This window comes from Klebsiella sp. RC2 (genome assembly GCF_014192815.1).
Classification (GTDB): Bacteria; Pseudomonadota; Gammaproteobacteria; order Enterobacterales; family Enterobacteriaceae; genus Klebsiella; species Klebsiella variicola.
Genome location: NZ_JACHYL010000005.1, coordinates 439,918 through 449,796, shown reverse-complemented (window position 1 = coordinate 449,796; position 9,879 = coordinate 439,918). Strand labels below are relative to the sequence as shown.

General features: G+C 55.3%; 9 protein-coding genes and 1 other annotated feature. Of the genes, 4 read left to right on the top strand and 5 right to left on the bottom strand.

What is annotated here, in order from left to right; all coding sequences use genetic code 11:
• Window positions 1-520: 520 nt before the first annotated feature.
• The 3 genes from clpB to rluD form a co-directional block, all read right to left on the bottom strand.
• Window positions 521-3,094, bottom strand: coding sequence for an ATP-dependent chaperone ClpB (clpB, locus tag FHW76_RS18235; RefSeq protein ID WP_008806080.1), 2,574 nt, complete (start codon window positions 3,092-3,094; stop codon window positions 521-523).
• 129 nt (window positions 3,095-3,223) lie between these two features.
• The gene (yfiH, locus tag FHW76_RS18230) at window positions 3,224-3,955 is read right to left on the bottom strand and encodes a purine nucleoside phosphorylase YfiH (RefSeq protein ID WP_008806081.1); all 732 of its coding nucleotides are present in this window, start codon (window positions 3,953-3,955) and stop codon (window positions 3,224-3,226) included.
• A complete protein-coding gene (gene rluD, locus FHW76_RS18225; RefSeq protein ID WP_012967426.1) occupies window positions 3,952-4,932 on the bottom strand; it encodes a 23S rRNA pseudouridine(1911/1915/1917) synthase RluD in 981 nt (326 codons plus the stop codon). The genes yfiH and rluD overlap by 4 nt, the downstream gene beginning before the upstream one ends.
• A 131-nt stretch (window positions 4,933-5,063) precedes the next feature.
• On the opposite strand from rluD, the gene bamD reads away from it, so the two are divergent.
• From bamD to pheA, 4 genes are all read left to right on the top strand, one after another.
• On the top strand, window positions 5,064-5,801 hold the full coding sequence (gene bamD, locus FHW76_RS18220; RefSeq protein WP_004145664.1) for an outer membrane protein assembly factor BamD: 738 nt from the start codon (window positions 5,064-5,066) through the stop codon (window positions 5,799-5,801).
• 271 nt (window positions 5,802-6,072) lie between these two features.
• Window positions 6,073-6,408 (top strand): ribosome-associated translation inhibitor RaiA, encoded by a 336-nt coding sequence (gene raiA, locus FHW76_RS18215; protein WP_002914111.1) that lies wholly within the window; start codon window positions 6,073-6,075, stop codon window positions 6,406-6,408.
• 105 nt (window positions 6,409-6,513) lie between these two features.
• Window positions 6,514-6,638 (top strand) — a sequence feature (Phe leader region).
• Window positions 6,515-6,562 carry a pheA operon leader peptide PheL gene (pheL, locus tag FHW76_RS18210; RefSeq protein WP_100632159.1) on the top strand — a complete coding sequence of 16 codons (48 nt, stop codon included), beginning with the start codon at window positions 6,515-6,517 and terminating at the stop codon, window positions 6,560-6,562. (Overlaps the previous feature by 48 nt.)
• 24 nt (window positions 6,639-6,662) lie before the next feature.
• Window positions 6,663-7,823: a bifunctional chorismate mutase/prephenate dehydratase gene (gene pheA / locus FHW76_RS18205; protein ID WP_012540845.1), complete on the top strand. Its 1,161-nt coding sequence runs from the start codon at window positions 6,663-6,665 to the stop codon at window positions 7,821-7,823.
• On the opposite strand, the gene FHW76_RS18200 is transcribed toward pheA, so the two are convergent.
• Window positions 7,820-8,692 carry an SMP-30/gluconolactonase/LRE family protein gene (locus FHW76_RS18200; protein WP_012540844.1) on the bottom strand — a complete coding sequence of 291 codons (873 nt, stop codon included), beginning with the start codon at window positions 8,690-8,692 and terminating at the stop codon, window positions 7,820-7,822. The genes pheA and FHW76_RS18200 overlap by 4 nt on opposite strands.
• A gap of 62 nt (window positions 8,693-8,754) precedes the next feature.
• Complete coding sequence (gene tyrA / locus FHW76_RS18195; protein WP_008806085.1) at window positions 8,755-9,876, bottom strand: bifunctional chorismate mutase/prephenate dehydrogenase; 1,122 nt, start codon at window positions 9,874-9,876, stop codon at window positions 8,755-8,757.
• Between the last annotated feature and the right edge of the window lie 3 nt (window positions 9,877-9,879).

Here is a 9,879-nt window from a genome sequence, read left to right as displayed (position 1 = left end):
TGTGTTAGGCCTGCCGCCAGCGTTCAATCTGAGCCATGATCAAACTCTTCAATTTAAGTTTGATGCTCGTGAATTAAACTTCGTAATGAATTACGTATGTTCACTCAGAGACTTGGTATTCATTTTTCGTCCGAGGACGTTAAGAATCCATGTCACTTTGAGTGCCCACACAGATTGTCTGATAAATTGTTAAAGAGCAGTTGCGACGCGCTTTAGCGCTCTGTCGCGAGGTCCCGTATAATACGTTTTCCTCATTCAGAGTCAAGCGCTTATTTTGCTTTTCTCTGTCGGCTTTCAACGTCGATTTCCGTCGTTAAATCCTCCTGACCCGGCGGTTTGTTTGCCGTTGTTCCGTGTCAGTGGAGGCGCATTATAGGGAGTAATTCTGAAGTGACAAGGATAAATTCAAAAAAAGAATTCAACCGCTCACTTTTCAACCAAACCAGGTGTTGAGCTTTAATTCTTGCCTGGTTTTTAAACAAAAACGAGCCCGTTGGGCCCGTTTTTGTCGTTTTGTGATTTACTGCACTGCCACAATACGGTCGTCTTTCACCACCAGCTCGACAGCTTTCCCCGGAACCAGCTCACCGGAAAGGATCTGCTGGGCTAACGGGTTCTCAATCTGCTGCTGAATAGCGCGTTTCAGTGGCCGCGCGCCGTATACCGGATCGTAACCGTTGGCGCTCAGCAACTTCAGCGCCTCATCGGACATCCGCACTTCATACCCACGCTCTTCCAGGCGTTTATACAAACGCTGCAGCTGGATCTGGGCAATAGAAGCAATGTGTTTCTCACCCAGAGGATGGAAGACCACCACTTCGTCGATACGGTTAATAAACTCCGGACGGAAGTTCTGGCTTACCACTCCCAGTACCAGATCCTTCATATGACCGTAGTCCAGTTCGCCAAACCGTTCCTGAATCAGATCGGAACCGAGGTTCGAGGTCATGATGACCACCGTATTACGGAAGTCGACCGTTCTCCCCTGCCCGTCGGTCAGACGCCCGTCGTCGAGTACCTGCAGCAGAATGTTGAACACATCCGGGTGCGCTTTTTCCACTTCATCCAGCAGAATGACGGAATAAGGACGACGACGCACCGCCTCGGTCAGGTAACCGCCCTCTTCATAGCCGACGTATCCCGGAGGCGCACCGACCAGACGCGAGACGGAGTGTTTCTCCATAAACTCGGACATATCGATACGCACCATCGCGTCGTCGCTGTCGAACATAAAGTTAGCCAGCGTTTTACACAGCTCGGTTTTACCGACCCCGGTTGGACCGAGGAACAGGAACGAACCAATCGGCCGGTTCGGATCGGATAGCCCAGCGCGGCTACGGCGAATGGCGTTCGATACCGCTTCAACCGCCTCATCCTGGCCAATCACCCGATGATGCAGCTCCTGCTCCATACGCAGCAGTTTGTCGCGCTCGCTTTCCATCATCCGGGAGACAGGGATACCGGTCCAGCGGGCCAGCACTTCGGCGATCTCAGCATCCGTCACTTTATTACGCAGCAGACGCATGGTTTTCCCTTCGGACTGAGTGGCAGCCGCCAGCTGTTTCTCCAGTTCCGGAATTTTGCCGTACTGCAGCTCGGACATCCGCGCCAGATCGCCGACGCGACGCGCCTGTTCGATAGCGATTTTCGCCTGTTCCAGCTCGGCTTTAATAGTCTGGGTGCCGGAGAGAGAGGCTTTTTCCGCTTTCCACTCTTCTTCAAGTACCGAGTACTGACGCTCTTTATCCGCCAGCTCCTCGTTGAGCATATCGAGACGTTTCAGGCTCGCTTCATCAGACTCTTTCTTCAGCGCCTGCTGTTCCAGTTTCAGCTGGATAATACGTCTATCGAGACGGTCCAGCTCTTCCGGCTTGGAGTCGATCTGCATACGAATGCTGGACGCCGCCTCATCGATAAGGTCGATGGCTTTATCCGGCAGCTGACGGTCGGCAATATAGCGATGCGACAAGGTCGCCGCCGCGACAATCGCCGGGTCAGTGATCTGCACGTGGTGGTGCAGCTCGTAACGTTCTTTCAGGCCACGCAGAATAGCGATGGTATCTTCTACCGTCGGCTCGGCGACGAACACTTTCTGGAAGCGACGTTCCAGCGCGGCGTCTTTTTCGATGTACTGACGGTATTCATCAAGCGTTGTCGCCCCGACGCAGTGCAGTTCACCACGCGCCAGCGCCGGCTTCAGCATGTTACCCGCATCCATCGCGCCGTCGGCTTTACCAGCGCCCACCATGGTATGCAGTTCGTCGATAAACAGAATGACGTTGCCTTCCTGTTTTGACAGGTCAGTCAGCACGCCTTTCAGACGCTCTTCAAACTCACCGCGGTATTTCGCCCCGGCCACCAGCGCCCCCATATCCAGCGCCAATACCCGACGGCCTTTCAACCCTTCTGGTACTTCGCCGTTGACGATACGCTGCGCCAGTCCTTCGACGATTGCCGTTTTACCCACCCCGGGTTCACCAATCAGTACCGGGTTGTTTTTGGTACGACGCTGCAGTACCTGGATGGTACGGCGAATCTCTTCATCACGGCCGATCACCGGATCCAGCTTGCCCTGCTCGGCTCGCTCGGTCAGATCGACGGTAAATTTCTTCAATGCCTGACGTTGGTCTTCGGCACCCTGATCGTTCACGCTTTCACCTCCGCGCATTTGTTCAATCGCCTGAGTCACGTTGGCGGTTGTTGCTCCGGCGGATTTTAAAAGGTCGGTCAGCGTACCGCGCGATTCAAGCGCCGCCAGAACGAACAGTTCCGACGAAATAAAGTTGTCCTTTTTCTTTTGCGCCAGCTTGTCGCAAAGGTTCAGGATCCGCACTAAATCCTGAGAAGGTTGTACATCGCCGCCGGTGCCTTCCACCTGCGGTAAACGGCTCAAGGCCTGCTCGATGTCAGTGCGTAGTTTCCCGGCATTGACGCCCGCCGAGGTTAATAAAGGACGTACCGATCCCCCTTCCTGATTCAGTAAGGCGCTCATTAAATGAAGAGGTTCGATGAATTGGTTGTCGTGCCCGAGTGCGAGTGACTGGGCATCGGCAAGAGCAAGCTGGAATTTATTGGTAAGACGATCCAGACGCATAACTCCTCCCATAAACAGGTCAAATTTGCTACTGGAGATTAAATGAGGTCATCCCTCAATTATTCAAGGTTAAAGACCTGAACTATGCGAAAAATAAGTTTGCCTTCTGGATCGTCTTGATTCTCTAGGTTATATCAGCCAAATGAAACTTGCCATACGACCGGTGGTCTTGTCGCGCCGGTAAGAGAAAAAATCATCCTTTTCGCTTAGCGTGCAGCGATCGCCGCCGAAAATCTGCTCAACGCCGACGTTTGCCAGACGCTGCCGAGCCAGTTGATAGATATCAGCAAAATATTTCTCGCCTGCCGGACGAAAAGCCCGGTGCGCGTTCTCGTCTTTCGCCATAAAGGCATCCCGGACTTCCGGCCCCACCTCAAATGCCTGCGGACCAATGGCCGGGCCCAGCCACGCCATCATGTTTTCGGCTTTATCGGCGAAACGGGCAACCGTCTCTTCCAGAACCCCTTCGCATAAGCCGCGCCATCCCGCATGCGCCGCGGCGACTTCGGTGCCGTCGCGGTTACAGAACAGGACCGGCAGGCAGTCGGCGGTCATCACCGCACAGACGGTGCCTGGCGTACGACTATAAGAAGCATCTGCGCGTTTCGATGGATAGGGTCCGCCGTCCAGCGTCAGAACATCGGTGCCATGAACCTGCTCCAGCCAAACCGGGTAAGACGGCAAGCCACCGGCAGCAAACATCCGCCGCCGGTTTTCTTCAACATGCTGCAGATTGTCTCCGCAATGGGCGCCCAGGTTGAGCGAGTCATAGGGCGGCAGACTCACGCCGCCAATGCGGGTCGAACTACAGGCCGCCACGCTGCGGGGCATCGGCCACTGCGGTACAATCAGTTTAGTCATAACCAGTCAATATCGTCCTTATGGGCTTCAAAATCGGCACGCATCGCCTCGATGAGCTCGACCATATCCTGTGGGATGGGCGCATGCCACTCCATTTCAATGCCGGTGATCGGGTGATACAGACGCAACATGGTGGCGTGCAGCGCCTGACGGTCGAATTTACGCAGCGCGGTGATGAACTCCTCCGACGCGCCCTTCGGCGGACGCGGCCGGCCGCCATATACCTGGTCACCCACCAGCGGATGGGTGATATGCGACATATGCACACGGATCTGGTGCGTACGACCGGTTTCCAGGCGCAGGCGCAGGCGGGTATGGATGCGGAAATGTTCCATAATGCGGTAGTGGGTCACCGCCGGTTTGCCCATCGGATGCACCGCCATATGGGTACGTTTCGTCGGGTGACGACTGATCGGCTCTTCCACTGTGCCACCGGAAGTCATATGACCGATGGCCACCGCTTCATACTCGCGAGTGATCTCGCGCAGCTGCAACGACTCCACCAGCCGGGTTTGTGCCGGAATGGTTTTCGCCACCACCATCAGACCGGTGGTGTCCTTATCCAGACGGTGCACGATCCCCGCGCGCGGCACATCGGCGATCGGCGGATAGTAGTGCAGCAGCGCATTCAGCACAGTACCGTCAGGGTTGCCCGCGCCAGGATGCACAACCAGATCGCGCGGTTTGTTAATCACGAGGATGTCATCATCTTCGTAAACGATATTGAGCGGAATATCCTGCGGCTGGAAGCGCGCCTCTTCTTCGATTTCGACATCGATAGCGATGTGCTCTCCCCCCAGCACTTTTTCTTTCGGCTTATCGCCAATGCTGCCATTGACTAATACGCGTTGGTCCAGGATCCATTCTTTTATCCGCGATCGCGAATAATCAGGGAACAATTCGGCCAAAGCCTGATCTAAGCGTTGACCGAGTTGATTTTCGGTCACCGTTGCGGTGAGTTGTACTCGTTGTGCCATATACAGCTTCTTCGTTTAACGTTGGGTTTTACGGCTTTGCCGTTTAATATAGTGTGCTATTGTAGCTGGTCTTAATCGGGAGCAGGAACAGAGATTCTCCCGCATAAACATTTTGAGGAAGTCAAAACGTCATGACGCGCATGAAATACCTGGTGGCAGCCGCCACACTGAGCCTGGCTTTGGTGGGTTGCTCCGGCTCTAAGGAAGAGGTGCCTGATAATCCGCCGAATGAAATCTACGCGACCGCCCAGCAAAAACTGCAGGACGGTAACTGGAAACAGGCGATAACGCAACTGGAAGCGTTGGATAACCGTTATCCATTCGGCCCTTATTCCCAACAGGTACAGCTGGATCTGATTTATGCGTATTACAAAAACGCCGATCTGCCGCTGGCTCAGGCGGCCATCGATCGCTTCATGCGTTTGAACCCCACCCACCCGAATATCGATTACGTCATCTATATGCGCGGCCTGACCAACATGGCCCTGGATGACAGCGCCCTGCAGGGCTTCTTTGGTGTCGATCGCTCTGACCGCGATCCACAGCACGCGCGCGATGCCTTCAATGACTTCTCCAAACTGGTGCGTGGTTACCCGAACAGCCAGTACGCCACTGACGCCTATAAACGTATGGTGTTCCTGAAAGATCGCCTGGCCAAATATGAGCTGTCGGTCGTGGATTACTACACCGACCGTGGCGCATGGGTTGCCGTCGTAAACCGCGTGGAAGGTATGATGCGTAACTATCCGGATACCCAGGCCACCCGCGATGCCCTGCCGAAGATGGAAAACGCCTATCGTCAGATGCAAATGAACGCCCAGGCGGACAAAGTCGCGAAGATAATCGCCGCGAACAGCAAGAACACCTGAGTCTGATTCATGGATCGCAAACGGCAGCCAGTGGCTGCCGTTTTTTTATACTTTATCCCGTCAAGCTGAAGCGGTTTAGCGCCGGGTTAACTCATCAAATATGGCCTGCTTTACCGGGTTCGACAAGTAAAATCTCACTTCTTCCTGCCCTGTCTCACAAAATGAATTCGTTGACAAAAAGTGACAATAAAATGTGATTTAGATCACGCTTTTTGACATTGGGAAAGGTATGCTGGATTCACCAAGACGGGAAAGACAAGAGGTAAAATTTATGACAATGAACATTACCAGTAAACAAATGGAAATTACTCCGGCAATCCGCCAGCATGTCGCAGACCGTCTCGCCAAACTGGATAAGTGGCAAACTCATTTAATCAACCCGCACATCATTCTGTCTAAGGAGCCGCAGGGTTTTATCGCTGATGCAACCATCAATACGCCAAACGGTCATCTGGTTGCCAGTGCGCGTCATGAAGATATGTACGCCGCCATTAACGAATTGATCAACAAGCTGGAACGGCAGCTGAATAAAGTGCAACACAAAGGGGAAGCCCGCCGCGCCGCAACATCGGTGAAAGAGGCAGGCTTTGTGGAAGAAGAAGAGTAATCCTTAACTTAAGTTGTGTCATGCCACGCGCCTTCGGGCGCGTTTTTTATTGACAGAGTGAAAACAGTACAGGTACTGTAATCCCCACTACCTCAAGGAATTTACCATGAAACGTGTCCCGTTCTTCTTCGCATTCTTTTTTACCTTCCCCTGACCGGGAGGCAATTCGTCGTATAAGAAAGAATGCGAAGACGAACAATAAGGCCTCCCACCCGGGAGGCCTTTTTTATTTGATAACAACAAAGGCAACATCTATGACCGAGGAAAACCCATTACTGGCGCTGCGCGATAAGATAAGCGCACTGGACGAGAAACTGCTTGCTCTGCTGGCGGAGCGCCGCGGGCTGGCTGTTGAGGTTGGTAAAGCCAAACTGGCCTCTCACCGTCCAGTGCGTGATATTGACCGCGAACGCGATCTGCTGGAGCGTCTGATGACCATCGGCAAGCGCCATAATCTGGATGCGCACTACATCACCCGCCTGTTCCAGCTGATCATCGAAGACTCCGTCCTGACCCAACAAACCCTGCTGCAGCAGCATCTGAATAAAATTAATCCGCATTCGGCCCGCGTGGCCTTCCTTGGCCCTAAAGGCTCTTATTCGCATCTGGCGGCGCGTCAGTACGCCGCTCGCCATTTTGAGCAGTTTATTGAGAGCGGCTGCGCGAAGTTCGCCGATATTTTTAATCAGGTAGAGACCGGCCAGGCCGATTACGCCGTGGTGCCGATTGAAAACACCAGCTCTGGCGGGATCAACGACGTCTACGATCTGCTGCAGCACACCAGCCTGTCGATCGTTGGCGAGCTGACGATCCCTATCGATCATTGCGTGCTGGTTAGCACCTCGACGGATGCCGATAAAATTCAGACCGTCTACAGCCATCCGCAGCCGTTCCAGCAGTGCAGCCAGTATCTGAGCCGCTACCCGCACTGGAAGATTGAATATACCGAGAGCACCTCGGCGGCAATGGAAAAAGTGGCGCAGGCGAACTCCCCGGCCGTTGCGGCACTGGGCAGCGAAGCGGGTGGCGCCCTGTATAGCCTGCAGGTGCTGGAGCACTGCCAGGCCAACCAGACGCAGAACATCACGCGCTTCCTCGTCCTGGCGCGCAAAGCGGTGAACGTCTCCGATCAGGTTCCGGCCAAGACCACGCTGTTAATGGCGACCGGTCAGCAGGCGGGCGCCCTGGTGGAAGCCCTGCTGGTGCTGCGCAACCACAATCTGATCATGACCAAACTGGAATCTCGCCCGATCCACGGCAATCCCTGGGAAGAGATGTTTTATCTCGATATTCAGGCCAACCTGGACTCGCTGCCCATGCGCAAGGCATTAAAGGAGCTGGCGGAAATCACCCGCTCCATGAAGGTCCTCGGTTGCTACCCCAGCGAAAACGTGGTGCCAGTGGATCCGGTTTAACGTTCGCGGAACGGTAATTTCTTCATCCCTGCCACCGCAACCGGCAGGGTGAAGATGGCGCCTGACAGCGGGTACTTCGCCAGCTCATCGTCCTCCATGTTTTCCCGGGTTGTGGTGATATAGAGCGTTTTCATATCCGCCCCACCGAAGCAGACCATTGTCGGACAACGAACCGGCATCGGGTAAGTCTCCAGCTCCTCGCCCTGCGGCGAGAAACGAGCAATCCGCCAGCCGTCAAACATCGCGCTCCAGTAACAGCCCTCCACATCGATCGCCGCCCCGTCAGGGATGCCTTCGCCCGGCTGGAAACGGCGAAACACCTCGCGTCGTCCAGGCTCACCCTGTTCATCCAGCGGCGTACGGTAGATCACGGCGTTCGGCGTATCAGAGGTATACATCCAGCGCTGGTCGGCGCTAAACGCCAGACCGTTGGCGCCATGGATATCACACTGGATCACTTTCGGCTTCAGGTCATTATCGACTCGCATCAGCAGCGCGCCGTTGTAATCCCCCGGCCCCCAGAAGGTGCCGGCATAAAAACGCCCCTCGCGATCGGTCCCACCATCGTTAAACCGCGCCAGCTCCGGATTGCTCGGATTATCACAGACTTTCCGCCGCAGCAGGCCGTGGGCGTCGGTCAGCCAGATGCCACTGCGTAATGCAACGATAAATCCGCCCTTCTCACGCAGGGAGAAACAGCCGACCTCCTCCGGAAACTGCAGCACCTGGTGTTCGCCGCTGCGGGTATCGTAGCGGTGGATTTCACACTCCATGATATCGGCCCAGTAGAGGGCCTGTTCAGCCTCGCTCCAGGTCGGGCATTCCGGCAGGTATCCGGTGTAGTCAAACAGCGGTTGTGGTTCAGCCATCGTTGTCATCCCTATAAAAAAAGCCAGCGGTCGCTGGCTTTATTGTATACATCTTTTTCGCTTTACTGCCGATTATCGTTCGCCTGACGCAGCAGCGTGCGGCTCTCGCTCTGGAAACGCTGAGCGTAATCGCCAAACCAATGTTCGACTTTACGGAAGCTGTCGATAAACGCCTGCTTATCGCCCTGCTCCAGCAGGCCAATCGCTTCGCCGAAACGCTGGTAATAGCGCTTAATCAGCGCCAGGTTATTTTCCGATGACATAATAATGTCGGCGTACAGCTGCGGATCCTGGGCAAACAGGCGCCCCACCATCGCCAGCTCCAGCCGGTAAATAGGTGACGAAAGCGCCAGCAGTTGCTCAAGACGCACATTCTCTTCTGCCAGGTGCAGGCCATAGGCGAAGGTGGCAAAGTGGCGCAGCGCCTGAATAAACGCCATGTTCTGATCGTGCTCAACGGCGCTGATGCGGTGCAGCCGCGCGCCCCAAACCTGAATTTGTTCGAGGAACCACTGATAGGCCTCCGGCTGGCGGCCATCACAATAGACCACCACCTGCTTCGCCAGGCTGCCGCTGTCCGGACCGAACATCGGGTGCAGGCCAAGAACCGGGCCCTGATGCGCTGCCAGCATCGCCTGCAGCGGCTCCGCTTTCACCGAGGCAAGGTCTACCAGAATGCAATCCGCCGGCAGCGGCGGCAGCCTGCCGATCGTCTCCACGGTGGTGTGAATCGGTACGCTGACGATGACCATGCCGGCATCGGCGACGATATCCGCCGCCCGGGCCCAATCGTCTTTTTCCAGAATACGCACCTGGTAGCCGGACAGCGTTAACATCTTCTCAAACAGACGCCCCATCTGCCCGCCGCCGCCGACGATGACCACCGGCCGCAGATTCGGGTGCAGGGTTTTGAAGCCTTTGTCGTTTTCGCTGGAATAGGATTCCCGCATCACGCGACGCAGAACATCCTCGATCAGATCCGGCGGTACGCCGAGCGCAGCCGCCTCTTCACGCCGGGAGGCGAGCATCGCCGCCTCGCGCTCCGGGACGTAAATCGGCAGACCATACTGGCTCTTCACCTCGCCGACTTCGGCCACCAGTTCCAGACGCTTAGCCAGCAGGCTAAGCAACGCTTTATCCACTTCATCAATTTGATCGCGTAACGCGGTCAGTTCAGCAACCATACT

Excerpts from the sequence above, each read along its gene's own strand:
- clpB (WP_008806080.1), bottom strand. The coding sequence starts at position 3,094 with ATGCGTCTGGATCGTCTTACCAATAAATTCCAGCTTGCTCTTGCCGAT.
- yfiH (WP_008806081.1), bottom strand. The coding sequence starts at position 3,955 with ATGACTAAACTGATTGTACCGCAGTGGCCGATGCCCCGCAGCGTGGCG.
- rluD (WP_012967426.1), bottom strand. The coding sequence starts at position 4,932 with ATGGCACAACGAGTACAACTCACCGCAACGGTGACCGAAAATCAACTC.
- bamD (WP_004145664.1), top strand. The coding sequence starts at position 5,064 with ATGACGCGCATGAAATACCTGGTGGCAGCCGCCACACTGAGCCTGGCT.
- raiA (WP_002914111.1), top strand. The coding sequence starts at position 6,073 with ATGACAATGAACATTACCAGTAAACAAATGGAAATTACTCCGGCAATC.
- pheA (WP_012540845.1), top strand. The coding sequence starts at position 6,663 with ATGACCGAGGAAAACCCATTACTGGCGCTGCGCGATAAGATAAGCGCA.
- FHW76_RS18200 (WP_012540844.1), bottom strand. The coding sequence starts at position 8,692 with ATGGCTGAACCACAACCGCTGTTTGACTACACCGGATACCTGCCGGAA.
- tyrA (WP_008806085.1), bottom strand. The coding sequence starts at position 9,876 with ATGGTTGCTGAACTGACCGCGTTACGCGATCAAATTGATGAAGTGGAT.